Raw genomic sequence first — 24,268 nt, 5'->3', positions numbered from 1 at the left:
GGGGGAAAGCCGGTCTATTGCAGCGTCAACGCGCCGGTCTTTTCGTCAATCACCCGGCCATCGCGCAGCAGGGTAACCGTGCCGCGATAGCGCCCGGCGGGCCATGTTCCGGCGGCGGCGCGTTTGCCGATGGCACGAAACGACTGCGCCTGCGGTTTCTCTAGCACCACATCCCTTTCGATCACGGTGCCGCTTGGCCCCGCAAGGCTGAGGCGCAGCACGTCGTTCTTTTGGGTGCCATAGCTGTAACCGTAGATGACCAAGGCAGGCGCATCCTTGGGGAGGGTGTCGTGATTGGCATCGCCCGCCTTGATTTCATCATAGCTGGGAATGCGGTCCGCAAAGCCGAGCGCGATCAGCCCACCGGGGCGGTAGGGCGGGGTGTCTTGCCAGAGAGACACAGCTGGTTCCTCGCAGCCGTTGCCTTCGGGGGCGAATGGATCAACCGGATTGCCATTGTGGCGCAACGAAAGGTGAAGATGCGGGAAGGCGGCCTTGCCGGACTGGCCGACCAGCCCGAGAGCGTCGCCGACAGCGACCTCTTGCCCGTCCGTCACGCGCAGTGACCCGCGTTTCAGGTGGCAGTACTGTGTTTCCCACCCGCGGCCGAGGTCGATGACCACGCCGTTGCCGCATTCGCGCCCTTGGACTTCCGAGAGTGGCGCGCCATCGGCCATGCCGTCTCGTAGCCCTTTGACCACGCCAGCCGCCGCTGCGCGAACGGTGACACCTGCCGCCATCGCTGCGCGGTCGGGCAGGGCGAAATCGGTGCCCTTGTGTCCGTCATAGGTCAGCCTCGAACAGCGGTAATCGTGCGCCGCGGCACTTGGGTCTTGGTCCATATATTGTTGGATGTGGCAATCCTGCCCGAGGGTGCAATCCAGCGGAAAGGCCAGTTGCACATCCTCCGCCAGCGCAGGGCTGGCGGAGGAGAGGATCAGGGCCAGCGCGGCCCGTGTGATCATTCCGCGGTGAGCAGCGGGGGCCGATCACCTGACAGGCGCTTGCTTTCGGTGCCCAAGACCTTGAGCGTCAGCGCGTCGTCCTTGACGCCAACCTTGACCACACCGCCTTTGGCCAGTTTGCCAAAGAGCAGTTCCTCGGCCAGCGGCTTTTTGATGTGCTCCTGGATCACGCGGCCCAAGGGGCGGGCGCCCATCTTGTCGTCGTAGCCCTTGTCGGCAAGCCATTCGGCGGCCTTCTTGCTGAGTTCGATGGTCACGTTGCGGTCCATCAGTTGCGCTTCGAGTTGCAGCACGAACTTTTCGACCACCCGCAGGATCACCGATTTCGGCAGCGGCGCAAAGCTGATGACGGCATCAAGGCGGTTGCGGAACTCCGGCGTGAAGGTCCGCTCGATCGCGGCGGTGTCTTCACCGGTGCGACGTTCGCGGCCAAAGCCCACAGCCTCTTTCGCCTGCTCGGAAGCGCCAGCGTTGGAGGTCATGATCAGCACCACATTACGGAAATCCACCGTGCGGCCGTTGTGATCCGTGAGCTTGCCGTGGTCCATTACCTGCAGCAGGATGTTGTAGACATCCGGATGCGCCTTCTCCATCTCGTCGAGCAGCAGCACGCAGTGCGGATGCTGGTCCACGCCATCGGTCAGCATGCCACCCTGGTCAAAACCGACATAGCCCGGAGGGGCACCGATCAGACGAGAGACGGCGTGTTTCTCCATATACTCCGACATGTCGAAGCGCAGCAGTTCCACGCCCAGCGTGTCGGCCAGTTGCTTGGCCACCTCGGTTTTACCCACACCGGTTGGTCCGGCGAAGAGGTAGTTGCCGATGGGTTTGTCCGGCTCGCGCAGGCCCGCGCGGGACAGTTTGATGGCTGAAGACAGCGCCACGATGGCATCGTCCTGCCCAAAGACCACCCGCTTGAGCGAGCTTTCCAGATCCTTCAGCACCACCACGTCGTCCTTGGAGACGTTTTTCGGCGGGATGCGGGCGATCTTGGCCACCACGGCTTCGACCTCCTTGGTACCGATGGTCTTGCGGCGCTTGGAGGCGGCCACGAGATGCTGTGCGGCACCCGCTTCGTCGATCACGTCGATCGCTGAGTCAGGCAGCTTGCGGTCGTTGATATAGCGGTGCGCCAGTTCGACAGAGGTCTTGATCGCGTCGGAGGTGTATTTGACGCTGTGATGCTCCTCGAAATAGGGTTTCAGACCCTTGAGGATCTTGGTGGCGTCTTCGACCGAAGGCTCGCTCACGTCGATTTTCTGGAACCGGCGCGACAGCGCGCGGTCTTTCTCAAAGTGCTGGCGGAACTCCTTATAGGTGGTGGAGCCCATGGTGCGCAGCTTGCCGCCCTGAAGCGCAGGCTTCAGCAGGTTGGAGGCATCCATCGCGCCACCCGAGGTAGCACCGGCACCGATCACGGTGTGGATCTCGTCGATGAACAGCACTGCGTCTTTATGTTCTTCCAGCTCGGTCACGACAGCTTTGAGCCGTTCCTCGAAATCACCGCGGTAGCGGGTGCCAGCCAGCAACGCGCCCATGTCGAGCGAGTAGATCGTGGTGTTGGCCAAAACCTCGGGCGTTTCACCGGCGACGATCTTGCGCGCCAGCCCTTCGGCGATGGCGGTTTTGCCCACGCCCGGATCACCCACCAGCAGCGGGTTGTTCTTGCGGCGGCGGCAGAGCACTTGAATGCAGCGCTCAACCTCACCCTCGCGGCCGATCAGCGGGTCGATATCGCCCTCGCGGGATTTGGCGTTGAGGTCCACGCAGTATTTCGCCAGCGCGGATTCCTTCTTGTCGCCATCGGTGACGCCTTGGGCCTCTTCTTCGGCTTCTGGTGCGCCTGTGACGGGGCGGGATTCACCATATGCCGGGTCTTTGGCGACGCCATGGGCGATGAAGTTCACCGCGTCATAGCGGGTCATATCCTGTTCTTGCAGGAAGTAGGCGGCGTTGCTTTCACGTTCGGCGAAGATGGCGACCAGCACGTTCGCGCCCGTCACTTCGGTCCGGCCCGAGGATTGCACGTGGATCGCGGCGCGCTGGATCACGCGCTGGAAGGCCGCCGTGGGTACCGCTTCGGAACCGTCAATGTCGGTGATCAGGTTGCTCAGATCATCGTCGACGAATTCGACCAGCGTTTCGCGCAGGTCAGAGACATCAACGGAACAGGCTTTCATGACCTGCACGGCGTCGGGTTCGTCGAGCAAGGCCAGCAGCAGATGTTCGAGCGTTGCAAATTCGTGGCGGCGGGCGTTTGCCAGCGCGAGGGCCGCGTGGATTGCCTGCTCAAGTGTAGTCGAGAATGAAGGCACGGGCGTGCTCCTTTTCGATCGGGGTCGGTGAGGTGCTGAGATATCTCAGGCCCCGGTCCGACCATGGCCTCATAGTATTAGAGTTTGGTTGATCATCGCCCATCTTCAAGAAGATTCTGGTCCGAATCGGTCACATTTGCCGTGAGCGAGGACTTTGGGCCATGATTGCAGGCATTCAGAACTGGTCTTTGCGCCTGCGGATTTCGGTGAACACTTCTGTGTCGGTGGCGTCTGGCATCCCCAATGTCGCGCGAATGGCCGGGTCGGCAGGGCGCAGGAAGGGATTGGTTTCTAGTTCCAGTGAAAGCGGCGAGGGGACGGTCGGCTGCCCCTTGGCGCGGGCGCTGTCGATGTCCTTGGCCCTTGATATAAGGGCGGGATTATCCGGATCAACGGTCAGGGCGAATTTTGCGTTGGTGGCGGTGTATTCGTGGCCGGAGCAGATCGTCGTATCGCCGGGCAGGGCGGCCAGCTTTTGCAGACTGTCCCACATCTGCGCGGGCGTGCCTTCGAACAGGCGGCCACAGCCAAGCGCCATGAGGCTGTCGGCGGTAAAGGCCGCTTTGGCATCCGGCACGTGAAAGGCGATATGGCCGACGGTGTGGCCCGAGACATCCAACACCTCGGCCTTTAGCGCGCCAAGTTCAACGGTGTCGCCCTCTGCCACGTCGCGGTCTAGCGGGGGCAGGCGGTGAGCGTCGGCCTTGGCCCCGATCACCTCGGCGGGGAAGCGGGTCAGGACCTCGGCCAGCCCTTGGACATGGTCGGGGTGGTGGTGGGTCAACCAGACTTGGCTCAGCGTCCAGCCCCGGCGGTTAAGCTCTGCCATGATCGGGGCGGCTTCGGGTACATCGACCAGCGCTACCGCGCCGCTGTCATGGTCGCGCAGCAGGAAAGCGTAATTGTCCGAAAGACATGGAATCGTGACCAGATCAAAGGCCATGGCGTCTTACCTCGCTGTGTTGTTATGGTCGGGTCAGAGTGACACTCACCAAGGCGGGCTGCAATGCATCTTGATGTACAGGATCTGCGCAATTTCTATTATCGCAGCGCGTTGGGGCGTGCCGCGCAGAAATCCTTGCGCGGGCGGTTGTTGGAGCTTTGGCCAGAGGCGAAGGGCCAGACGGTGGTCGGCTTTGGCTTTGCAGCCCCCCTGCTGCGGCCCTATCTGGCCGATGCCCGGCGCGTGATGGTGTTGATGCCTGGCCCGCAGGGCGTGATGCCTTGGCCTGCGGGGATGCCCAATACCTCTGTCCTGACCGAAGAGACGCTCTGGCCGGTCGAGACGGGGGCGGTGGACAAGCTGGTGCTGATGCACGGGCTCGAGACGTCAGAGCGGCCCAGTGAATTGTTGGATGAATGCTGGCGCGTGCTGGGGCCGGGGGGCAAGGCGCTGTTTATTGTGCCGAGCCGTGCGGGCATGTGGGCGCGGCGAGATCGCACGCCTTTTGGCTATGGGCGGCCCTATTCGCCGGGGCAGTTGGAAACGCAGCTCCGCAAACATCAGTTTCTGCCCGAACGGCACCTTGGCGCGCTGTTCCAGTTCCCTTCACAGCAGCGAATCTGGATGAAATCAGCCCCTTTGTTTGAGAAAATCGGTCGCCAAATGCCAACGATGATGGGCGGTGGTGCGATCTTGGTGGAGGCGACGAAACTGGTCTACCCGCCGCGGGGTCGTCCGCAGCGCAGCACCGCGCGGCGCGCGATTGGGGTGTTGGAGGGCATCGGCGAGCCGCAGGCAAAGCCGGTCTAGGCCTTGCCGCTCTGGGCTAAGCTCGTATTGGGACCATGGATTCGCCCTCGGCCCGCGGGCGCGCCCACAACGGCAGCATTTTCCTGCGTCAAAAAGCCGTTTCATGCAGCAGCCCTTGTAATATTGCCGCGCGTGGGAACATTACCTGCCTATACTGTGTTGCCGGGCGCGAACCTGTCTGCTACATCGCCCCTGATTTAGACGTCTTGGGTAACTTCAAGCCGCGCCAACTGCTGGTGACGCGACATCTTCGCATATCCGGCGCTTATTGAACGAGAGGATGGACGTGTCCGAATCTGCTTCCATTTCCACCGGCATCGCGGAACGCTACGCGACAGCCGTGTATGATCTGGCCCGCGAGGCCAATCAGGTCGATGCCATCGAGGGCGATCTTGACGCGCTTGAAGCGGCCTTGACCGACAGCGATGACTTTCAGCGCCTGATCTCTTCGCCGCTCTATACCCGCGATCAGCAGGCCGGGGCGATCAAAGTGCTGGCCGACAAGATGGGCCTGACCAAGACCATGGCGAACACGCTGGCGCTGATGGCGCAAAAGCGTCGTCTGTTTGTGCTGCCCGCGCTGGTTAAATCGCTGCGCGAGACGATTGCCGAAGCCAAGGGCGAGATCACCGCTGATGTCACCACGGCCAAGGCGCTGACCAAGACGCAGGCGGACAAGCTGACCAAGTCGCTCAATGCCTCCACCGGCAAAAAAGTATCACTTCATGCGACCGTTGATGAAAGCCTCATCGGCGGTCTTGTCGTCAAAGTGGGCTCGAAAATGATCGATACGTCGATCCGTTCCAAGCTCAATTCCCTCCAGAATGTAATGAAAGAGGTCGGATAAATGGGTATCCAAGCAGCAGAGATTTCTGCGATCCTGAAAGACCAGATCAAGGATTTCGGTCAGGAAACCGAAGTGGCCGAAGTGGGTCGCGTTCTCTCCGTCGGTGACGGTATCGCCCGCGTCTATGGTCTGGACAACGTTCAGGCCGGCGAGATGGTTGAATTCCCCGGCGGCATTCAGGGCATGGCCCTGAACCTCGAAGCGGACAACGTCGGTGTTGTTATCTTCGGTTCCGACCGTGACATCAAAGAAGGCGACACCGTCAAGCGCACCAATTCCATCGTGGACGTGCCAATCGGTGACGAACTGCTGGGCCGCGTTGTTGACGGTCTGGGCAACCCCATTGACGGCAAAGGCCCCATCGGCGCGACCAAGCGCGGCATCGCCGACGTCAAAGCGCCCGGCATCATCCCGCGTAAATCGGTGCATGAGCCGATGGCAACCGGCCTCAAGTCCGTTGACGCGATGATCCCAATTGGCCGTGGCCAGCGTGAGCTGATCATTGGTGACCGTCAGACCGGTAAAACCGCCGTCGCCCTCGACGCGATGCTGAACCAAGCCCAGGTCAACGCCGCTGCTGGCGACGACGAAGGCAAAAAGATGTACTGTGTGTATGTCGCGATCGGCCAGAAGCGTTCGACCGTTGCTCAGCTGGTGAAAAAGCTCGAAGAAACCGGCGCAATTGACTATTCAATCGTTGTGGCCGCAACCGCGTCCGAGCCTGCACCGATGCAGTTCCTCGCACCCTATGCCGCCACCGCGATGGCCGAGCATTTCCGCGACAATGGCCGCCACGCCCTGATCATCTATGATGACCTGTCCAAGCAGGCCGTGTCCTACCGTCAGATGTCCCTGCTGCTGCGCCGCCCGCCGGGCCGTGAAGCTTATCCGGGCGACGTTTTCTATCTCCACTCCCGCCTGCTTGAGCGTTCCGCAAAGCTGGGTGATGAGGCTGGCAACGGCTCGCTGACGGCTCTGCCGATCATTGAGACCCAAGGTGGCGACGTATCCGCGTTTATTCCGACCAACGTGATCTCGATCACCGACGGTCAGATCTTCCTTGAGACCGAATTGTTCTACCAAGGCATCCGTCCTGCCGTGAACACCGGTCTGTCGGTTTCCCGCGTGGGTTCCTCGGCTCAGACCAAGGCGATGTCCTCGGTCGCGGGTCCGGTGAAACTGTCGCTGGCTCAGTACCGCGAAATGGCGGCCTTTGCTCAGTTCGGCTCCGATCTGGACGCCGCGACCCAGCAGCTGCTGAACCGTGGTGCGCGTCTGACTGAACTGATGAAGCAGCCGCAGTACGCGCCGCTGACCAACTCGGAAATCGTCTGCGTGATCTATGCCGGTACGCATGGCTATCTCGACAAGGTGGACGTGTCGGAGGTTGGCCGTTTCGAGGCAGGCCTGCTGGCGCATCTGCGCAGCAAGCACGACGACCTTCTCAAGGACATCACCAACAATGACCGCAAGGTCAAAGGCGAGTTGGAAGAGAAGATCAAAGCCGCCATTGACGGTTTCGCCGCCGACTTCGCTTAAACGGGAGATAAGGCAATGCCAAATCTCAAGGACCTGAAGAACAGGATCGCGTCGGTCAAATCGACCCGCAAGATCACCAAGGCCATGCAAATGGTTGCCGCGGCGAAACTTCGCCGCGCGCAGGAGGCTGCCGAGGCTTCGCGTCCCTATACTGAGCGGTTCAATGCCGTGATGGCAGGGCTCGCGGCCAGTGTCGGCGGCTCCGATAGCGCGCCCAAGCTGCTTAGCGGCACGGGTGAAGACAAAGTGCATCTGCTGGTGGTCATGACCGCCGAACGCGGGCTGTGCGGCGGCTTCAACAGCAACATCGCGAAGAAGGCGAAAGCCCATGCGCGTGAACTGCTGGCCCAGGGCAAAGAGGTGAAAATCCTCACCGTTGGCAAAAAAGGCCGTGATGCGCTGCGGCGAGACTTGGGCGACCATCTGGTCGGTCACGTTGACCTCAGCGAAGTCAAAAAGATCGGCTATGGTGATGCGCAAAACATCGCGCAGGACGTGCTGAACCGCTTTGACGCGGGCGAATTTGACGTGGCGACGATCTTCTATGCGAAGTTCGTGAACGTGGTCATGCAGACGCCGACGGCGCAGCAGATCATCCCCGCCAAATTCGAAGCAGACGCGGACGAAGACAGCGGTGCGTCCACATTGTTCGACTATGAACCCAGCGAAGAGGCGGTCTTGGCCGATCTTCTGCCGCGCGGGGTCGCCACGGCGATCTTCTCGGCTCTGCTGGAGAATGGCGCGTCCGAGCAGGGTGCGCGGATGTCGGCGATGGACAACGCCACACGCAACGCGGGTGAGATGATCGACAAACTGACCATCCAATACAACCGCTCGCGTCAGGCTGTCATCACCAACGAGCTGATCGAAATCATTTCCGGCGCGGAAGCGCTGTAAGCAAATCGGAGAAACGACATGGCAAATGCTGTCGGTAAAATCACACAGGTCATCGGCGCTGTCGTTGACGTTCAATTCGAAGGCGACCTGCCGGAGATTCTCAACGCGCTCCACACCGAAAACCAGGGCAAAACGCTGGTTCTCGAAGTGGCGCAGCACCTTGGCGAAAACACGGTTCGCGCCATCGCGATGGACGCGACCGAAGGTCTGGTGCGCGGTCAGGCCGTGACAGACACAGGCGACCAGATCCGCGTGCCCGTGGGCAACGCCACACTGGGCCGTATCATGAACGTCACCGGCGACGCGGTTGACGAACAGGGTCCGGTAAACTCTGACGCGACACGCGCCATTCACGGCGAAGCGCCTGAGTTCGCTGAGCAGTCCACCGAGACACAAATCCTCGTGACAGGCATCAAGGTCATCGACCTTCTGGCGCCTTACACCAAGGGTGGTAAAATTGGTCTCTTCGGCGGTGCCGGCGTGGGCAAGACAGTTCTCATCATGGAACTGATCAACAACATCGCCAAAGTGCACTCCGGTCTGTCCGTTTTCGCGGGCGTGGGTGAGCGTACGCGTGAAGGTAACGACCTTTACCACGAGATGATCGAATCCGGCGTTATCGTCCCTGACAACCTCGTCGATTCGAAAATTGCACTGGTCTACGGCCAGATGAACGAACCTCCCGGTGCGCGGATGCGGATCGCCCTGACCGGCCTGACACTGGCCGAGCAGTTCCGCGACGAATCCGGTTCCGACGTTCTGTTCTTCGTCGACAACATCTTCCGCTTCACGCAGGCCGGTTCCGAAGTGTCCGCTCTGCTGGGCCGTATTCCTTCGGCTGTGGGGTACCAGCCAACGCTGGCGACCGACATGGGCGTGATGCAGGAGCGGATTGCGTCGACCAAATCCGGTTCGATCACCTCCGTTCAGGCCGTTTACGTTCCTGCGGATGACCTTACCGACCCGGCGCCTGCGACCTCCTTTGCGCACCTCGACGCGACAACGGTTCTTGACCGTTCGATCTCGGAAAAGGGCATCTACCCGGCGGTTGACCCGCTTGGCTCCACCTCGCGTCTGCTCGACCCGCTGATCATCGGCGACGAGCACTACAAGGTGGCGACAGACGTGCAGCAGGTGCTTCAGCGCTACAAATCGCTTCAGGACATCATCGCCATTCTCGGCATGGATGAATTGAGCGAAGAAGACAAACTGACCGTGGCACGTGCGCGTAAGATCGAGCGTTTCCTCAGCCAGCCCTTCGACGTGGCGAAAGTGTTCACGGGCTCCGACGGTGTTCAGGTGCCGCTGGAAGAAACCATCGCCTCCTTCAAGGCCGTGGTTGCCGGTGAATACGATCACCTGCCCGAAGGTGCCTTCTATATGGTTGGTGGCATCGAAGACGTGAAGGCGAAAGCCGAGAAAATGGCGGCAGACGCCGCTTAAGGAGCGCTGACAATGGCAGACACAATGCAATTCGACCTCGTTTCGCCGGAACGGCGGCTGGCATCGATGCAGGTGACGGCCGTGCAGATTCCGGGCACTGAGGGCGACATGACGGCCATGGCCGATCATGCGCCCACCATCACCACCCTGCGTCCGGGCCTTCTGCGCGTGGAAGGGCCGGAGGGCACGTCCGAATATGTCGTGACCGGCGGTTTCGCCGAAATCGGCGGTCAGGGCGGCGTGTCTGTGCTGGCGGAACGTGCCGTGGCGCGTGCCGACATGACGCAGGAGCAGATGGACAGCATGGTGGCAGAGGCGCATGCCGTCTACACCCGCGCCAAGGACAACTGGGAAAACGAACCCGGTCCCGTGGATGACGCAGCCAAGCTTCTGGCCGATATGGTTGCCGTTGGCGATCACATCGGATTGTCGAGCAAGCAGCCCAGCCTGTAATGCTTTGAAAATCAGTGAAAAGCCCCGCCTCGGCGGGGCTTTTTGCTTTTATGCCTCCACCTGCTGCGGCATCATTGCGCGGTGACCCTAAATTCAAGCAGGCCCGAGATATGAAACGACTTCGCAGCCATACCATCGGCGTGGACAGTGGCGATGTCATGCTGTTTTCTGAGTTCGAAGACTGCGGATCGATGTGGACGGGCGAGGGCCAGCGCGAACGCCGCCGCCGGATCAGCTTTTCAGAACCCTTCCGGGAGCCGCCGCATGTTCAGGTGAGCATGTCGCTTTGGGACATCGACGCCAGCACCGTCACCCGCGCCGATATCGGCGCCGAGGCGGTGACCGAGACTGGCTTTGACATGGTGTTCCGCACATGGGGCGACACCCGCGTTGCACGGGCGCGTTTGGCATGGACAGCGATTGGCGCGGTGGGGGGGGATGACGACTGGGTCGTCGGCTAGGTGCATCGCTCGGTGAGAGAGAGCGGCCCAGCAGAGGGAGGGCGGCCCGCGGAGGCCAGCCCTAGATCACAGTCTGCGGCCTAGCTTGCCGCGTACATCCCGTCATAGATCGGGCCCAGCGTTTCCGCCTCGAACAGAGAAGAGACCGAGGTGCCGTTCCAGATGTTCAAGATCGCTTGGGCAAACATCGGCGCGGTCGGGACGATGCGGATGTTCGGCGCTTTCTTGATCGCAGGGGTCGGCGCGATGCTGTCGGTGATGACCAGCGATTTCATGACCGAGTTCTCGACCCGCTCAACCGCAGGGCCGGACATGACACCGTGGGTGATGTAGGAGTGTACTTCCTTCGCCCCATTTTCTAGCAGGACTTCGGCAGCTTTGCACAGCGTGCCAGCCGTGTCGCAGATGTCGTCTACGATCAGGCAGGTCTTGCCTTTCACGTCGCCGATCACGGTCATTTCAGCCACTTCGCCCGCCTTCTCGCGGCGTTTGTCGACGATCGACAGGGGCGAGTTGATCCGCTTGGCCAGTTCACGCGCACGGGCCACGCCGCCAACGTCGGGGCTGACGACCATCAGCTCATCCATCCGGTCTTTGAAGGCGTCTTTGATATCCAGTGCAAAGATCGGGGAGGCGTAGAGGTTGTCGACCGGGATGTCGAAGAAGCCCTGAATCTGTGCCGCGTGCAGGTCCATCGTCAGGATCCGCTCAATGCCGCTGCCGGTCAGCATATTGGCGACCATCTTGGCGGTGATCGGCGTCCGAGCTTTGGTGCGGCGGTCCTGACGGGCATAGCCGAAGTAGGGCAAAACGGCCGTCACACGCGCCGCCGAGGACCGGCGCAGCGCGTCGGCCATGATCATCAGTTCCATTAGGTTGTCGTTCGCGGGGTTCGACGTGGGCTGGATGATGAACATATCCTCGCCGCGCACGTTCTCATAAACTTCGACGAAAATCTCGCCGTCGTTGAACCGTTCGACCCGCGCATCGACGAGCCCCACGTTAACGCCGCGATGCAGCGACATGCGCCGCGCGATGGCCTTGGCAAGCGGCATATTGGCATTGCCTGAGATCAGTTTTGGTTCTGAAGTGCGTGGCATAGGGGCTCCGGGGCAGCGGTAGGTTGCAGATTCGTGACGTTGACACCGCTTAGCATGCGCTTACGGTCGGGCAAAGCTGCACCGCCCCCGAAGGAGAGCCAAATGGCCCGGATCGACTATTTTTTCGCGACCCTGTCACCCTATTGCTACCTCGCCGGGAATCGGCTTGAGGAGATCGCCGAAAAGCACGGTGCTGAGATCGTGTACAAGCCTTTCGACATTATCGCGGCCTTCCCGCGCACCGGCGGCATGCCCCCGGCAGAGCGTCACCCCAGCCGCAATGAGTACCGCGCGCAAGACCTGCCGCGTCAGGCGCGCAAGCTGGGTCTGCCCTTCAACCTCAAGCCCGCGCATTGGCCCACCAACGGCGCGCCTGCGGCCTATGCGGTGATCGCCGCGCAGAATGCCGGGGGCGGTGATCTGGGCAAGCTGACCCATGCCATCACCCGCGCCGTCTGGGCCGAAGAAAAGGACATCGGCCATGACGATGTGGTCCGGGCCTGTTTGGAAGAGGCCGGTTTTGACCCCGATCTGGCGAACAGCGGCTTGCTGCAGGGGGCCGAGACCTATGCCGCCAACCTTGAGGAAGCCGTCACTCAAGGTGTCTTTGGCGCCCCCTTCTATATCGTTGGGGATCAGCGGTTCTGGGGACAGGACCGTTTGGAAGACCTTGATCTGCACCTCGGGGGCAAGCTGTGATCCCAGAGGTCAACGCGCGCCGTTTCGGTCACGGCCCGCGCCCGGCCTTGGCGATCCATTGCTCGCTTGCGCACTCCGGTGCGTGGCGGGGCGTTGGGGCTGCCCTATCGGACGAGCTGACCCTGCGGGCCTTCGATCTGCCGATGCACGGGCGGTCCGGCGATTGGGACGGGCAGGGCAATATCCACGACGTAGCAACCGACATGGCGCTCAGCTTGCTCGAAGCGCCGATGGATCTGATTGGCCATTCCTTTGGTGCGACGGTCGCGCTGCGGCTGGCGATCGAGCACCCCGAATTGGTGCGCAGCATTACCCTGATTGAGCCAGTGTATTTCGCCGCTGCCAAGCAGGACGATCCTGACGCGATGGCTGAATACAATGAACAGAACGCGGCATTTGAGGCCGCCTTGGCCGAGGGCGACAAGGAGACCGCTGCACGGCTGTTCAACCGGGTCTGGGGCGATGGCACGAAATGGGACCAAATTCCCGAACCGACCCGCGCCTATATGGTGGATCGGATCGGTTTCATCCCCGCCTCTTCGCCCTTCCTCGGAGAGGACAGCGCCGGGTTGCTGGCGCCGGGCATGTTCGACCGCGCGTCAATGCCCGCACTGCTGGTGGAGGGGAGCGGGTCGCCCAAAGCGGCGCATGCGATCAATGCGTCGCTGATGCGCCGTCTGCCGAACGCGCGGCGGGTTTCAGTCGACGGGGCAGGGCATATGGTGCCGATCACGCACCCCGCCGAAGTCGCCGAAGCGATACGCGATTTCCTGAACGACGTGCCGCTGGCGTGACTGCTTAGAAGTGGCTTAGGAACTGGTCGATCTGGTCACGGCTGATCGACCAGTCGCAGACCATCCGCGCGGCCAGCATCTCGTTACCATCGCCGTCCAGCGTGCCATCCCAAAGGTAATAGCGCGCGCCTGCGTCATGCAACTTGCGGTGAATGGCGCGGGGGAAGCGGGCAAAGATCATGTTTGCCGCAGGCTCATGTAGGAATTCCGCCCCCGCTTTGCGCAGCCCTTGGGCCAGATGCGCCGCATTTGCGTTGGCCGTCTTGGCCGTTTCCAGCCAAGCCCCATCCGCAAGGTAGCCCGCCATCTGCGCCGACAGAAAGCGGTGTTTGGAAAACAGATGCGCCCCGCGCTTGCGGCGCAGCTCGAATTCCCATGCTTTTTTGGGGTCGAAAAAGACCACCGCCTCGACCCCCATGCAGCCGTTCTTGGTGCCGCCGAAGCTGACCACATCAACGCCCGATCTCCACGTCATCTCAGCCGGGGTGCAGCCCAGAGCCACCAGCGCATTGGCAAACCGCGCGCCGTCCATATGCACGGGCAGGTCGTATTCCTTGGCCACCGCTGTCAGCGCCTGCAATTCTTCAAGGCTATGCACCCCGCCGCGTTCCGTCACCTGCGTGATCGACACCGGGCCGCGTTGCGGCGTGTGCACATCGCCCGCCGCCCGCGCGACGATGGCGCGGCGCAGGGCGTCGGGGGACATCTTGTCGTCGGTCTCTACCAGTGTCAGCTTGGCCGCACCTGCGTAGAACTCCGGCGCGTTGCACTCATCCTCTTCGATATGCGCGACCTTGGAGCAAAAGATCGTCTGCCACGGCTGGGTATAGCAGGCCAGCGCCAGCGCATTGGCCGCGGTGCCGGTGGCGACGAGGTAGACCTCCGCCTCAGGTGCCTCAAACTGTTCGCGAATCTGCGCGCGCACCTCATCCATGATCGGGTCTTTGCCGTAGGGCATGGCGTAGTCGCTATTGGCCGCGATCACGCGCTCCATCACCTTGGGGTGGACGGGGCCAGCGTTGTCAGAGGCGAAAAACATCAGGTGGGCTCCTCGATAATATGGTCTTCCCATTCTTCGAACGGGGTATCAAATTCGGATACGGTATCAAATTGCACGCTGACCCCGGCGTCATGGACGCTGTCGGGAGTGCCGGTCAGCAGGGGGTGCCATTCGGGCAGGGGCTTGCCCTCCCACAGGAGGCGGTAAGCGCAGGTCTGGGGCATCCAATAGGCGTGGGTATCGAGGTTATCGGGGCGCAGCACGATGCAGTCGGGCACGAACTCGTGCCGGTTTTCGTAATGCACACAGCGGCAGGTGCTATCATCAAGCAGGCGGCAGGCGACGCGGGTCAGGGCCACTTCGCCGCTGTCTTCGTCTTCTAGCTTGTTCAGGCAGCATTTACCGCAGCCATCGCAGAGCGCCTCCCATTCGGTCTGCGACATCTCTTTGAGCGGCTTCTTCTCCCAGAATTTCGGGGTCAGGCCCTTGCGGGGTATCGGATCGCTCATAGCGCCGCCAGAATGGTTCGAGCGCGGTCGCAGTCGGCCCCCATCTGGGTGATCAGCGCGTCGAGGCTGTCAAACTTTTCTTCGCCGCGCAGGTGTTCGACCAGCCCGACAGAAAGCGGTGCGCCGTAGAGATCACCTTTGAAGTCAAAGAGATAGGTTTCCAGGTTGGCTTTGTTCTCACCGAACATGGGCCGCACACCAATGCTGGCCGCACCGTGATAGCCGCCCTTATGCGGCCCCGCGAGCACATCCACCAACACGGCATAGACACCAAAGGCAGGCGGGTGCAGCCCGTCAATCGACATGTTCGCGGTAGGAAAGCCCAACTCGCGCCCGCGCTGCTCGCCCGAGATCACCGGTCCGTCGATGCGGTGCCAGTGACCCAGCATCGCCGCCGCTTCGCGGGTTTCACCACGGGTCAGCGCTTCGCGGATCGCGGTTGAGGACACGGTGAGGTCATCGCGCTCCATCAGCGGGGCGATGGTGACGCCGAAACCATATTGCGCGCCGAAACGGGCGAGATCTTCCGCCGTGCCCGCGCGGCCCTTCCCAAAGCAGAAGTCAGCGCCCACAACCACATGCGCCAGCCCCAGCCCGTCGTGGAGCACGTCGCGGGCGAATGCCTCGGGGCTCAGGCTGGCCAGTGTGCTGTTGAATGCCAGCTCATAGAGCCGCTTAACGCCGATCTTTTCCAGCCGATGCGCGCGGGATTCGCGGCCCATCAGGCGGAAGGGCGGGGCATCGGGGGCGAAATATTCGCGGGGATGCGGCTCGAAGGTGACGACGCCGAGGGGCGCATCGGGGGCGGCACTCTGTGCAAGTTCGATCACCGACCGGTGGCCAAGGTGCACGCCATCAAAATTGCCAATCGCAGCGGTGGCACCGCGATCTGCAAGGTCGACGAATTGATAATCTCGGATGATCCGCATGTGCCTTGCCTAGCTGCGCGGCGGCGCAAGGGCAAGATGCTCAGGCCGCGAAACCGTCCCCTCAGTCCAGCTTGGCCGAGGGGGCAAGCACCGTGGCCTCACCGGCGAGCACCGGTTTGCCATCGACCGAACAGCGGCAGTCCATTTTTACGCGACGTTTGGCGATGTCCATGTCGGTCACGGTGACTTCGGCCAGCACCATGTCGCCGGGGCGCACGGGGCCAAGGAACTTGAGCGATTGCCCGAGGTAAATCGTGCCGTGCCCGGGCAGCTGCTCACCAATCACCGCCGAGATCAGCCCGGCGGTCAGCATCCCATGGGCAATGCGCCCTTCAAAGATCGTGTCGCGGGCGTAATCGTCATCCAGATGCACTGGGTTATGGTCGGTAGAGACCTGCGCAAACATCTCGATATCCGTATCGGTCACGACCTTACGCAGATGGCGTGTCATCCCGATTTCGATGTCTTCGATGCAGATCGTCCCGCGTGGCATATTGTCCAACATGACGGCTCCTTGGTAACAAAGTGGCGCGTTCGCGCATCAAGATGCAACTTTATTACTTTGCAGCTGCAGAAAATCAAGCCCTTTTCTGAGTTAGCGCAGGAATCCGATTGCATAGGTCGGGGCCGAGGCTTCGCGATCGAGATAGGCGCGGAGCTTGTCTTCGTCGGGTTGCTCGGTGGTCGCGGTTTCCGCGGCGGCCAGTCCTCCGGTGATGAACAGCGAATCGATGCCTTCGTCCATCGCGCCTTTGACGTCCGTCAGGATGCCGTCACCGATGGCGAGGATGCGATTGTCGGGGATGTCGACCTCAAGGGCGGCAAGGCGACGGCGGGCGAGATCGTAGATCGGGCCATGCGGCTTGCCGAAATAGAGGCTCTCGCCGCCCATCTCGGTATAGAGTGCGGCCAGTGCCCCGGCGCACCATTCGCGCACTTCGCCCCGGTCCACGACGATATCGGGGTTGGCGCAGAGCAGTTTCAGGCCGCGGGCGATGGCCTGTTCGAACTCGGGGCGCATGATCTCGGGGTCGGCCATCGGATCGACCGGGCCGGTGCAGACGATGCCGTCTGCCTCGGCCAGCGGAACGGTTTCTACATTTACCGGGTTTTCGAGGATCGCCAGCGGCTCGAAAAACTTGCGCTCGCCGGGGTGGCCGATGAACCAGACCTTTTCGCCCACCGCACCGCGGAACATGGCAGAGCGCGCGGAATCGCCGGAGGTGGCGATGCTGTCCCATGCGTCTTCTGGCACGCCAAACTGCTGCAACTGTTTCTCCACGCCCGTGCGCGGACGGGGGGAGTTGGTGACCAGCACGACCTTGCCGCCGGTCTTGCGATAGGCCTGCAAGGCCGCCACCGCATCGGGCAGCGCTTTGCGCCCGTCATGCACGCAGCCCCAGAGGTCGACGAACAGCGCGTCATATTGATCGAATACGTCGGGCAGGGCAGAAATAATGCGGGTCATGGGGCGGCCTTTCAAAAAGCGAGGGCGGGCACTTGGCCCGCCCGATTGGCTTACATCTTGAGGTTGGGGATGATCTGCTTTTTGCGGCTCATCACGCCGGGCAGCACGACCGTGTCGCCCGAGACCTCAGCGCCAAAGCTCTGCTCGGCGATATGTTTGACCATGTCGTTGGGCACCAGCAGCGTCGCCTCTTCTTTCAGGATATCGACGATGAACAAGAGCACCTGCGCGGCACCGTCGGCCTCGGCCACTTTCGGCATCTCAGCCATCAGCGCGTCCTTGCGCTCCAGCAGCGGTGCGGGGGAGGTGGTTTCCAGCACGCTCACGCGCAGGTTGGTGCCATCGAGGTCGAATTCCTTGCTGTCCATGCGCAGCAGTTCCGCCTCGCTGAAGGACGAAACGTCGGATTTCGCGGCGAACATCTCTGCAGCGTAGTCGCTGATGTCGACGCCCAAGTCCTGCGCGATGTCTTCGGCAATGGCGCGGTCTTCTTGGGTGGTGGTGGGGCTGCGGAATTCCAGCGTGTCAGACAGGATGCAGGACAAGGCAGCCGCTTTGACGCCGCGCGGGGCTTGCGCCCAGTCTTTGCCGATCATCTTGAACATGATGGTTGCCGTGCAGGCAAGCGGCTGGATGTTGATCTCAATCGGGCCGCGTGTTTCCAGCCCGGCCACCAGACGGTGGTGGTCGATGATGCCGGTGATGTCGGCCTCGTTGATGTTGGCGGGCAGCTCGGCTGGGTTGTTGGTGTCGACGATGACAACCTTGGTGTCGGCCTCAAGCGCGGTCAGGATTTCCGGCTTATCGAGGTTCCATTTGTCGAGCATGAACAGCGCTTCGGTGTTCGGCTCGCCCAGCAGAACGGGTTTGGCGGGGATGCCCTTAATCTCGTTAAGATACCAAGCCCAGACGATCGGGCTGCCGGTGCTGTCGGTGTCGGGGGATTTATGGCCAAAAACAAGCGTTGTCATGGGGTGGTCCTGTCTGTTCGGGTGGATTTGCGGGCCTTATAACAGGTTCAATTGGCTTGTCACCTGCGCCTGCTGCAATGCGGCATTGCGCGCCAGCGGCTAAAGCCCCAGTTCCGCGCGCTTCTTTTTGGAGAGCGCGGCGACGATCATGTCATAAGAGGCGCGGATGTGGTCGCGCAGGCTGTCATCGCTCAGCCCCGGCGCGGCGTAATGCTGTATCCACTTAAGCCCGCGCGAAGCCAGATAGGGCGCGGGCCGCAAGCCGGGGCTGTCGGAGAGCACCTCAAACCCCAGTTCAGTCACCTTGAAAGTAAAGGCGGACGCATCCTCGGCTCAGCCGCAGATCGCAAAGACCTTGCCGCCGACTTTCCAGACGTCAGCATTGCCCCATTGCACGACGTGGGATGTCTGAGGCAGGGCGGCGCAGAAGGCGTTGAATTCGTCGCGGGTCATCGCGTCAGTCTAAGGCCGCGCGGCCCCTTTGCATAGCGCCGCGCGATGGGGCAAGTTGCGCGCCATGAGCAACCCGCGCGAAACAGATCTTTACCCGCCGATCAAGGCTTTCCTTGAGGATCAGGGCTATGTGGTGAAGGCCGAAGTCGGCGCGGCAGATGTGGTGGCCCTGCGCGGGGCCGAGCCGCCGGTGGTGGTTGAGCTGAAGCTCGGCTTTTCGCTGGCGCTGTTCCATCAGTGTCTGGCGCGGCTGAAGGTGTCGGATGATGTCTACCTCGCCGTTGCGCGGCAACCGGGCAAACGCTTTGCCAAGGCGGTGAAGGACAACGTCACGCTGGCGCGGCGGCTGGGGTTGGGGCTGATTACCGTGCGGCTGTCGGATGGGTTGGTCGAGGTGCATTGCGATCCCGGCCCCTATGCGCCGCGCAAGAATGCCAAACGGGCGGCGATGCTTTTGCGCGAATTCGCCCGGCGGCAGGGGGATCCGAACGACGGCGGCCAGACCCGCGCGGGGCTGGTGACCGCCTACCGTCAGGATGCGTTGAAAATCGCGGTCTATCTGTTCGAAGCCGGCGCAAGCAAAGGCGCGCATGTGGCCCGCGCAACCGGTGTCTCGGCGGCAACCCGCATGATGCGGGATGACCACTACGGTTGGTTTGAAAAGGTCGACAAAGGCATATACGGACTAACGCCAACGGGGGCCGAAGCGGTGGCCACAGCGGACCGTGTTTTGGGTGCTGATTAACAGTTCCCGGCCCTGCAAAATTTTTCGAAGCCGTTGTTGACAGAACGCAGACTGCTGCTTAGCTATGCATCGTTATCACTCACAAGGGTTGAGTGCTAACGGCTGCACCCCTCGCCCGGAGGGGGTGGCTTGGAAGAGTAACTTTGAGCCTTAAGGAGCTGCAAAGATGGCATTGAAACCGCTTCATGACCGTGTGCTGGTAAAGCGTACCGAAAGCGAAGAAAAAACCGCCGGCGGGTTGATCATTCCTGATTCCGCCAAAGAAAAGCCTTCCGAGGGTGAAGTTGTTGCCGTGGGCACCGGCGCACGTAAAGACAACGGCGAGTTGATCGAAATGGCCGTCGCACCCGGCGACAAAATCCTGTTCGGCAAATGGTCCGGCACAGAGGTCACCGTCGACGGCGAAGAAATGCTGATGATGAAAGAAAGCGACATCATGGGGATCATCGCGTAAGCCACCCGGCTTGCCGACCCTCTGAAGACGCTCACATCAATCCAAGATTTTAGGAGAAGACAACATGGCTGCTAAGGACGTCAAATTTGACACCGATGCCCGTAACCGGATGCTCAAGGGTGTGAACATCCTTGCCGACGCGGTGAAAGTCACACTCGGCCCCAAAGGCCGGAACGTGGTTCTGGACAAATCCTTCGGCGCACCGCGCATCACCAAAGACGGTGTATCCGTGGCGAAGGAAATCGAACTGGAAGACAAGTTCGAGAACATGGGCGCACAGATGGTCAAGGAAGTTGCTTCCCGGACCAACGACGAAGCAGGCGACGGCACCACCACCGCGACTGTTCTGGCCCAAGCCATCGTCAAAGAAGGCATGAAATCGGTTGCCGCTGGCATGAACCCGATGGACCTGAAGCGCGGTATCGATCTGGCAACAGCCAAGGTCGTCGAAGCGATCAAAGCCGCTGCCCGTGACGTATCCGACAGCGACGAAGTCGCGCAGGTTGGCACAATCTCCGCCAACGGTGAAAAAGAGATCGGCCGTCAGATCGCAGACGCGATGCAGAAAGTCGGCAACGAAGGCGTGATCACCGTCGAAGAGAACAAAGGTCTGGAAACAGAGACCGATGTCGTCGAAGGCATGCAGTTCGACCGCGGCTACCTGAGCCCCTATTTCGTTACCAACTCCGACAAAATGACTGTCGAGCTGGAAGACGCGATCATCCTGCTGCACGAGAAGAAACTGTCGAGCCTTCAGCCGATGGTTCCCCTGCTTGAGCAAGTGATCCAGTCGCAGAAGCCGCTTTTGATCATCGCCGAAGACGTTGAGGGCGAAGCCCTGGCGACACTCGTCGTGAACAAACTGCGCGGCGGTCTGAAGATTGCTGCTGTGAAGGCACCGGGCTTCGGTGACCGTCGCAAAGCGATGCTGCAAGACCTCGCGGTTCTGACCGGTGGTCAGGTGATCTCCGAAGACCTCGGCATGAAGCTTGAGTCCGTGACCATGGACATGCTGGGTTCTGCCAAGAAAGTCGCGATCACCAAAGACGAGACCACTGTCGTTGATGGCGCAGGCGAGAAGGCCGAGATCGAAGCACGTGTTGCTCAGATCCGTAACCAGATCGAAGAAACCACCTCCGACTACGACCGTGAGAAGCTGCAAGAGCGCGTTGCCAAACTGGCAGGCGGTGTTGCCGTGATCCGCGTCGGCGGCATGACCGAAGTCGAAGTGAAAGAGCGCAAAGACCGCGTTGACGACGCCCTGAACGCGACACGTGCCGCTGTTCAAGAAGGCATCGTTGTTGGCGGTGGTGTTGCTCTGGTTCAGGCGGGCAAAAAGCTCGAAGGTCTGACCGGCGACAACAACGATCAAAACGTTGGTATTTCCATCGTGCGCAAAGCACTGGAAGCACCGCTGCGTCAGATTGCTGAGAACGCTGGTGTGGACGGTTCGGTTGTTGCCGGCAAAATCCGCGAAAGCGACGACCTGAAGTTCGGCTTCAACGCGCAGACCGAAGAATATGGCGACATGTTCAAGTTCGGCGTCATCGACCCGGCGAAAGTGGTGCGTACAGCATTGCAAGACGCGGCTTCGATCGCTGGTCTGCTGATCACCACCGAAGCGATGGTCGCCGACAAGCCTGCTAAAGACGGCGCACCCGCCGGCGGCGGCATGCCCGACATGGGCGGCATGGGCGGCATGATGTAAGCCAGCCCTATTGGCTAAAGTTCAGGAGGCGTGCCAGCAATGGCGCGCCTCTTTCCGTTTAAAGGCAGCGACTATCCGGGTTCGATGGCCCTTTATCTGATTGTCATGGTGATCAAGCTGGCAGTTCTACGATCCGCGAATAGGCATTGAGCATGCCAAGCGCATTGGCAAAGGTCTCTGACGGGTTCTCCTTCACGATATAGCCCGCGACATTCTTGCTATAGGCGGATTGCACGTCCGTGGGCATATCGGAGGTGGTGAAGACAAAAACCACCATCCGCTCCAACGCCGGATCGGCTCGGACAACTTCCAAGAACTCAAGCCCGCCCATGCGCGGCATGTTGAGGTCAAGTGTGACGATATAGGGCGGCAATCGCCCATGCCGCTTCACCTCCTCCGCTAAAAATTCGAGCGCATGTTGCCCGTCGTGACAAACCGCCGTTTCGTTGACGATCTTCAACTTGCGCATCGCCCGTTGCATGGCCATCACGCTGACTTTGTCATCGTCTACGATAAGAAATTTCGCGGGCGTCGTTTTCATCCAATATTCCTTTTCGGCTTGGGTCACGCCGCCGCCGCCACGGCCAGATTGCGGTGCGTTTGCGTTGCCAATGGAAGCTCCACAACAAAGGTCGATCCGCGCTTTTTGTTGGGGTCGGAGACCAGCGTGATCTTCCCTTTCTGGTGAGACGCAAGCTTGCTTACGATGGCGAGGCCCAAGCCGCTCCCTTCAACCTCATCACGAGATTTAAGTGTTTGAAACAGTTCAAATATCTTCTCTTGGTGCCGAAGTTCTATTCCAGGCCCGTCATCGCGCACGCTTAGAACAACACGGTCCTGCTGCAACTCGGCATTAACATGGATGGTGCCATGATCCCGGTCATGGTGTTTGATTGCATTTGAGATCAGGTTGCCCAAAATCTGCTGCAACGGCGTAAGCTGTACGTCGATGATCTGGTTTGTCCCGGCAAAGCTAATTTTGAACCGACCCTCGGTGTCGGTATATCGGGCAAGGTCTGCCACCAATCGGGCAAGGTGCACCGGCTCTGGCGCGGGTTGGTCCTGTCCCGCCCGGGCGTAGTCCAAAAGATCGTTAAGAAGGCGGTTGAGCCGATCGATCCGTTGTTGTGACATAAGCAAATAGCTTCGGCTTTCCGCACTCAGCGCATTTTCCTCATCCTCAAGGACCCAAAGGCTTAGTTCATGCACCGCACGGAGGGGAGATCGCAGGTCGTGGGCGGCCACATAGGCGAATTTCTCGAGCTCAATGTTCGAGCGCCGCAACTCTTCCGCAGTTGTGCGGAACACAACTAATGCACGTGCCATCTCTCCTAGTTCGTCCTGCCCTCGCACGGTGACGGGGTGATCAAGGTCACCCTGAGCGATAGCCGTGACGGAATTGGTCAATCGATTGATGCGACGGTTAAACTGCCGCTCAACAACAAAGCCGTTGGTAAGGGCAATCACGAGAAGCGCGCTTCCAACGGTAAGGCCAACAGTCCATATGACCCGATGGATGGTGTCGCGCAGCTCATCTGTCGCGAGATCCACCCGCCGCAAAGTGTTCTGAGTAAGATCGGAGGATATGTCCGAAATCCCCACGATCATGGGCAGGTGTTCGGCTTGTAGCCTTTGAACGCTCTCGTGAAACTGCAGACGTGCCGTTGAATGCGCGAAGAAGCCCTTTTTGGGATCAAGCAGCACGTCGCGCAGCGCGTCGATTTGGCGGGCCAGCGACCGTCTACTGGCTGCTTCATGAATGCGCGGTAACCGGGTGATGGCATCCTGGAAATGTTCTTCGACAAGAAGCCGTGCGCGCTCAAGTTGAAGGAGTTGGTTCTGTAGTCCTTGTGAGTTGATGATGTTAATAAGCGTGTCGAGACTTAGCCGAATGTCATTGAGATTAATTGCGCTCAACAACATGTCGGGAAAGCCTGAAGGGCGATTTTCTGAGGCTACATCACCGGATGCAAAGCTTCCTGAGACTTCACTCAGCAGGGCTTCGGTTTGCCGTGAAAGTCGGTAGGCTAACTCATCAATAATAGTATGATTCTGTACTTGGATTTGCTCGACAAGATCAAGCGTTGTGAGGATCTGGCCCTCGGCGCGCCGCATTTCCTGAAGGCTGAAAACTGTCGCATCAGATGCCCGCCGCGCCATATGCAGCCGTCCCTCCAGCCGCGCTGCCAGCGGGAGCGCGATCTCCATTGTCTTCAGATTTTCTAAAAGCTCAAAAGTTTTGTCGATTTTTGTTGTGATGTCTTTCCCGAGCGTATCTGGCGACACGGAGGTATCTAATTGATTAAGCTGCTCAATCGAAAGGAATACACCGTTCAAGGACCGCTCAATTTGCTGGGAAATAGCCAACGTAGGAAGGGCCGATTGGCTCAAATGAGCGTGACTGACCAGCACAGATCGCATCTGACCCGTAGCAGCCCATCCCGCAACGCCAATAATGGCCGCCACGAGAAGGAGCGCTGCCCTTAGGCGGGTGCTGATACGACTGCCGAGAAACTGCCGCAGCGACCATGGGGGATGCATCGTAACCATGCTGACTAAATAGCTGGGACCAATTAACGCAATGTTAATCGCCACGGCTCTAAAACCGGGTTCATCAAAGCGAGAGGGGGGCACCCTCCTCCCGCTGATTGGAGGATTGCAGTGTGTTAGGCGGGCGCAGGTTGACAAGGCGAAGGTTCTCTATCGGCCTGGGTGCCGGTCTTAGCACGCTTATCGCCGGTCCGGTATTTGGGGAGACGATT

24 protein-coding genes and 1 pseudogene are annotated in these 24,268 nt (G+C 60.6%); 12 read left to right on the top strand and 13 right to left on the bottom strand.

All coding sequences use genetic code 11. The features are described from left to right. Window positions 1–14 precede the first annotated feature (14 nt). From B5M07_RS13800 to gloB, 3 genes are all read right to left on the bottom strand, one after another. Window positions 15–965, bottom strand: a complete 951-nt coding sequence (locus B5M07_RS13800) for a M23 family metallopeptidase (RefSeq protein ID WP_120351734.1) — start codon at window positions 963–965, stop codon at window positions 15–17. Further along, on the bottom strand, window positions 962–3,283 hold the full coding sequence (gene clpA / locus B5M07_RS13795; RefSeq protein WP_067629557.1) for an ATP-dependent Clp protease ATP-binding subunit ClpA: 2,322 nt from the start codon (window positions 3,281–3,283) through the stop codon (window positions 962–964). Before clpA ends, B5M07_RS13800 begins: the two co-directional genes overlap by 4 nt. A 175-nt stretch (window positions 3,284–3,458) precedes the next feature. Beyond that, the gene (gene gloB, locus B5M07_RS13790) at window positions 3,459–4,226 is read right to left on the bottom strand and encodes a hydroxyacylglutathione hydrolase (protein WP_120351733.1); all 768 of its coding nucleotides are present in this window, start codon (window positions 4,224–4,226) and stop codon (window positions 3,459–3,461) included. A gap of 63 nt (window positions 4,227–4,289) precedes the next feature. Between gloB and B5M07_RS13785 the strand changes: the two genes are divergently transcribed. The 7 genes from B5M07_RS13785 to B5M07_RS13755 all read left to right on the top strand — a co-directional run bounded on the left by B5M07_RS13785 (window position 4,290) and on the right by B5M07_RS13755 (window position 10,676). Next, the gene (locus B5M07_RS13785; RefSeq protein ID WP_120351732.1) at window positions 4,290–5,036 is read left to right on the top strand and encodes a class I SAM-dependent methyltransferase; all 747 of its coding nucleotides are present in this window, start codon (window positions 4,290–4,292) and stop codon (window positions 5,034–5,036) included. Window positions 5,037–5,322: 286 nt separating this feature from the next. Continuing rightward, complete coding sequence (locus B5M07_RS13780) at window positions 5,323–5,883, top strand: F0F1 ATP synthase subunit delta (RefSeq protein ID WP_205570869.1); 561 nt, start codon at window positions 5,323–5,325, stop codon at window positions 5,881–5,883. Further along, complete coding sequence (gene atpA / locus B5M07_RS13775; RefSeq protein ID WP_067629561.1) at window positions 5,884–7,422, top strand: F0F1 ATP synthase subunit alpha; 1,539 nt, start codon at window positions 5,884–5,886, stop codon at window positions 7,420–7,422. 15 nt (window positions 7,423–7,437) lie between these two features. Continuing rightward, window positions 7,438–8,319 (top strand): F0F1 ATP synthase subunit gamma, encoded by an 882-nt coding sequence (locus B5M07_RS13770; protein WP_067629562.1) that lies wholly within the window; start codon window positions 7,438–7,440, stop codon window positions 8,317–8,319. Window positions 8,320–8,337: 18 nt separating this feature from the next. After that, window positions 8,338–9,762, top strand: coding sequence for a F0F1 ATP synthase subunit beta (gene atpD / locus B5M07_RS13765; protein WP_067629563.1), 1,425 nt, complete (start codon window positions 8,338–8,340; stop codon window positions 9,760–9,762). A gap of 12 nt (window positions 9,763–9,774) precedes the next feature. Further along, the gene (locus B5M07_RS13760; RefSeq protein WP_067629565.1) at window positions 9,775–10,215 is read left to right on the top strand and encodes a F0F1 ATP synthase subunit epsilon; all 441 of its coding nucleotides are present in this window, start codon (window positions 9,775–9,777) and stop codon (window positions 10,213–10,215) included. 110 nt (window positions 10,216–10,325) lie between these two features. Next, window positions 10,326–10,676: an H-type lectin domain-containing protein gene (locus B5M07_RS13755; protein WP_120351730.1), complete on the top strand. Its 351-nt coding sequence runs from the start codon at window positions 10,326–10,328 to the stop codon at window positions 10,674–10,676. A gap of 80 nt (window positions 10,677–10,756) precedes the next feature. Here the strand turns inward: B5M07_RS13755 and B5M07_RS13750 are convergent, their stop codons facing one another. Then, window positions 10,757–11,776: a ribose-phosphate pyrophosphokinase gene (locus B5M07_RS13750; protein ID WP_120351729.1), complete on the bottom strand. Its 1,020-nt coding sequence runs from the start codon at window positions 11,774–11,776 to the stop codon at window positions 10,757–10,759. 102 nt (window positions 11,777–11,878) lie between these two features. On the opposite strand from B5M07_RS13750, the gene B5M07_RS13745 reads away from it, so the two are divergent. Both B5M07_RS13745 and B5M07_RS13740 read left to right on the top strand, forming a co-directional pair. Continuing rightward, window positions 11,879–12,475 (top strand): 2-hydroxychromene-2-carboxylate isomerase, encoded by a 597-nt coding sequence (locus B5M07_RS13745; RefSeq protein ID WP_120351728.1) that lies wholly within the window; start codon window positions 11,879–11,881, stop codon window positions 12,473–12,475. Further along, window positions 12,472–13,269, top strand: a complete 798-nt coding sequence (locus tag B5M07_RS13740; RefSeq protein ID WP_120351727.1) for an alpha/beta fold hydrolase — start codon at window positions 12,472–12,474, stop codon at window positions 13,267–13,269. Before B5M07_RS13745 ends, B5M07_RS13740 begins: the two co-directional genes overlap by 4 nt. Window positions 13,270–13,273: 4 nt before the next feature. Here B5M07_RS13740 and B5M07_RS13735 read toward each other — a convergent pair whose 3' ends face one another. From B5M07_RS13735 to B5M07_RS13705, 7 genes and pseudogenes are all read right to left on the bottom strand, one after another. Beyond that, a complete protein-coding gene (locus B5M07_RS13735; protein WP_120351726.1) occupies window positions 13,274–14,308 on the bottom strand; it encodes a threonine aldolase family protein in 1,035 nt (344 codons plus the stop codon). Continuing rightward, the gene (locus B5M07_RS13730; RefSeq protein ID WP_120351725.1) at window positions 14,308–14,778 is read right to left on the bottom strand and encodes a YcgN family cysteine cluster protein; all 471 of its coding nucleotides are present in this window, start codon (window positions 14,776–14,778) and stop codon (window positions 14,308–14,310) included. The genes B5M07_RS13735 and B5M07_RS13730 overlap by 1 nt, the downstream gene beginning before the upstream one ends. Next, window positions 14,775–15,707: a bifunctional riboflavin kinase/FAD synthetase gene (locus B5M07_RS13725; protein WP_120351724.1), complete on the bottom strand. Its 933-nt coding sequence runs from the start codon at window positions 15,705–15,707 to the stop codon at window positions 14,775–14,777. Before B5M07_RS13725 ends, B5M07_RS13730 begins: the two co-directional genes overlap by 4 nt. A 61-nt stretch (window positions 15,708–15,768) precedes the next feature. Further along, on the bottom strand, window positions 15,769–16,212 hold the full coding sequence (locus B5M07_RS13720) for a MaoC family dehydratase (protein ID WP_067940580.1): 444 nt from the start codon (window positions 16,210–16,212) through the stop codon (window positions 15,769–15,771). Between the two features lie 90 nt (window positions 16,213–16,302). Next, window positions 16,303–17,175: a TIGR01459 family HAD-type hydrolase gene (locus tag B5M07_RS13715; RefSeq protein WP_120351723.1), complete on the bottom strand. Its 873-nt coding sequence runs from the start codon at window positions 17,173–17,175 to the stop codon at window positions 16,303–16,305. A 50-nt stretch (window positions 17,176–17,225) separates the two neighbouring features. After that, window positions 17,226–18,146 carry a manganese-dependent inorganic pyrophosphatase gene (locus B5M07_RS13710; RefSeq protein ID WP_120351722.1) on the bottom strand — a complete coding sequence of 307 codons (921 nt, stop codon included), beginning with the start codon at window positions 18,144–18,146 and terminating at the stop codon, window positions 17,226–17,228. Between the two features lie 99 nt (window positions 18,147–18,245). Further along, window positions 18,246–18,599 (bottom strand): annotated as a pseudogene (locus tag B5M07_RS13705) (MmcQ/YjbR family DNA-binding protein). A 64-nt stretch (window positions 18,600–18,663) separates the two neighbouring features. Between B5M07_RS13705 and B5M07_RS13700 the strand changes: the two are divergent. The 3 genes from B5M07_RS13700 (at window position 18,664) to groL (ending at window position 21,506) form a co-directional block, all read left to right on the top strand. Then, window positions 18,664–19,344 carry a DUF2161 domain-containing phosphodiesterase gene (locus tag B5M07_RS13700; RefSeq protein ID WP_120351721.1) on the top strand — a complete coding sequence of 227 codons (681 nt, stop codon included), beginning with the start codon at window positions 18,664–18,666 and terminating at the stop codon, window positions 19,342–19,344. A 166-nt stretch (window positions 19,345–19,510) separates the two neighbouring features. Beyond that, window positions 19,511–19,798 carry a co-chaperone GroES gene (groES, locus tag B5M07_RS13695; RefSeq protein ID WP_067267338.1) on the top strand — a complete coding sequence of 96 codons (288 nt, stop codon included), beginning with the start codon at window positions 19,511–19,513 and terminating at the stop codon, window positions 19,796–19,798. Window positions 19,799–19,862: 64 nt separating this feature from the next. After that, a complete protein-coding gene (gene groL / locus B5M07_RS13690) occupies window positions 19,863–21,506 on the top strand; it encodes a chaperonin GroEL (RefSeq protein WP_120351720.1) in 1,644 nt (547 codons plus the stop codon). 112 nt (window positions 21,507–21,618) lie between these two features. Here the strand turns inward: groL and B5M07_RS13685 are convergent, their stop codons facing one another. Continuing rightward, the gene (locus B5M07_RS13685; RefSeq protein ID WP_067629591.1) at window positions 21,619–22,047 is read right to left on the bottom strand and encodes a response regulator; all 429 of its coding nucleotides are present in this window, start codon (window positions 22,045–22,047) and stop codon (window positions 21,619–21,621) included. A gap of 23 nt (window positions 22,048–22,070) precedes the next feature. Next, entirely contained in the window at window positions 22,071–24,101 is a 2,031-nt protein-coding gene (locus B5M07_RS19745; RefSeq protein ID WP_120351719.1) for a sensor histidine kinase, read from the bottom strand. Window positions 24,102–24,268 lie beyond the last annotated feature (167 nt).

The sequence above is a fragment of the Sulfitobacter sp. D7 genome, assembly GCF_003611275.1.
In the GTDB taxonomy this organism is placed as follows: Bacteria; Pseudomonadota; Alphaproteobacteria; order Rhodobacterales; family Rhodobacteraceae; genus Sulfitobacter; species Sulfitobacter profundi.
The sequence above is the reverse complement of the archived record's forward strand: the minus strand, read 5'-3'. Positions and strand labels throughout refer to the sequence as shown.

What these genes read in the sequence shown, in the direction of transcription:
- B5M07_RS13800 (WP_120351734.1), bottom strand. Translation starts at nt 965, where the DNA reads ATGATCACACGGGCCGCGCTGGCCCTGATCCTCTCCTCCGCCAGCCCT.
- gloB (WP_120351733.1), bottom strand. Translation starts at nt 4,226, where the DNA reads ATGGCCTTTGATCTGGTCACGATTCCATGTCTTTCGGACAATTACGCT.
- B5M07_RS13785 (WP_120351732.1), top strand. Translation starts at nt 4,290, where the DNA reads ATGCATCTTGATGTACAGGATCTGCGCAATTTCTATTATCGCAGCGCG.
- atpA (WP_067629561.1), top strand. Translation starts at nt 5,884, where the DNA reads ATGGGTATCCAAGCAGCAGAGATTTCTGCGATCCTGAAAGACCAGATC.
- B5M07_RS13770 (WP_067629562.1), top strand. Translation starts at nt 7,438, where the DNA reads ATGCCAAATCTCAAGGACCTGAAGAACAGGATCGCGTCGGTCAAATCG.
- atpD (WP_067629563.1), top strand. Translation starts at nt 8,338, where the DNA reads ATGGCAAATGCTGTCGGTAAAATCACACAGGTCATCGGCGCTGTCGTT.
- B5M07_RS13760 (WP_067629565.1), top strand. Translation starts at nt 9,775, where the DNA reads ATGGCAGACACAATGCAATTCGACCTCGTTTCGCCGGAACGGCGGCTG.
- B5M07_RS13755 (WP_120351730.1), top strand. Translation starts at nt 10,326, where the DNA reads ATGAAACGACTTCGCAGCCATACCATCGGCGTGGACAGTGGCGATGTC.
- B5M07_RS13750 (WP_120351729.1), bottom strand. Translation starts at nt 11,776, where the DNA reads ATGCCACGCACTTCAGAACCAAAACTGATCTCAGGCAATGCCAATATG.
- B5M07_RS13745 (WP_120351728.1), top strand. Translation starts at nt 11,879, where the DNA reads ATGGCCCGGATCGACTATTTTTTCGCGACCCTGTCACCCTATTGCTAC.
- B5M07_RS13735 (WP_120351726.1), bottom strand. Translation starts at nt 14,308, where the DNA reads ATGTTTTTCGCCTCTGACAACGCTGGCCCCGTCCACCCCAAGGTGATG.
- B5M07_RS13730 (WP_120351725.1), bottom strand. Translation starts at nt 14,778, where the DNA reads ATGAGCGATCCGATACCCCGCAAGGGCCTGACCCCGAAATTCTGGGAG.
- B5M07_RS13725 (WP_120351724.1), bottom strand. Translation starts at nt 15,707, where the DNA reads ATGCGGATCATCCGAGATTATCAATTCGTCGACCTTGCAGATCGCGGT.
- B5M07_RS13720 (WP_067940580.1), bottom strand. Translation starts at nt 16,212, where the DNA reads ATGTTGGACAATATGCCACGCGGGACGATCTGCATCGAAGACATCGAA.
- B5M07_RS13715 (WP_120351723.1), bottom strand. Translation starts at nt 17,175, where the DNA reads ATGACCCGCATTATTTCTGCCCTGCCCGACGTATTCGATCAATATGAC.
- B5M07_RS13710 (WP_120351722.1), bottom strand. Translation starts at nt 18,146, where the DNA reads ATGACAACGCTTGTTTTTGGCCATAAATCCCCCGACACCGACAGCACC.
- B5M07_RS13700 (WP_120351721.1), top strand. Translation starts at nt 18,664, where the DNA reads ATGAGCAACCCGCGCGAAACAGATCTTTACCCGCCGATCAAGGCTTTC.
- groES (WP_067267338.1), top strand. Translation starts at nt 19,511, where the DNA reads ATGGCATTGAAACCGCTTCATGACCGTGTGCTGGTAAAGCGTACCGAA.
- groL (WP_120351720.1), top strand. Translation starts at nt 19,863, where the DNA reads ATGGCTGCTAAGGACGTCAAATTTGACACCGATGCCCGTAACCGGATG.
- B5M07_RS13685 (WP_067629591.1), bottom strand. Translation starts at nt 22,047, where the DNA reads ATGAAAACGACGCCCGCGAAATTTCTTATCGTAGACGATGACAAAGTC.